A 294-nucleotide genomic window follows, 5' to 3' on the forward strand; every position below is an offset into this window, starting at 1 on the left:
AGCTGGTTCTTAATACTTCTTCTCTCTCTAAGAGCTTATCTAATGCTCCCTGTAACTGCTCTTTATCCAGAGTGTTTTCGTATTTAATGACATTCGAAATGTTATAGGAAGTACTAGGACCTACTATCTCATTGAGAAGATAAAGTCGCTTTTGAACAGAACTCATAGGATAGAACTCTGCTTCAGCTATTTTCGGAATTTCCGAAAAACGATCCTGTTGTAAGCTTCCAATTCTTTCTGCAATACGTTTTGGTGTAGATAAAGCAAATATTTCACTTAGCTGCAGTCTTATAC

1 protein-coding gene is annotated in these 294 nt (G+C 36.4%); it reads right to left on the reverse strand.

All coding sequences use genetic code 11. From position 1 onward, the window contains the following. A partial coding sequence (locus tag ACSG5Z_RS31105) for a condensation domain-containing protein (RefSeq protein WP_435712882.1) occupies positions 1–294 on the reverse strand: 294 nt, incomplete at both ends.

It is taken from the genome of Bacillus pretiosus, from assembly GCF_051294775.1.
Taxonomy (GTDB): domain Bacteria; phylum Bacillota; class Bacilli; order Bacillales; family Bacillaceae_G; genus Bacillus_A; species Bacillus_A wiedmannii.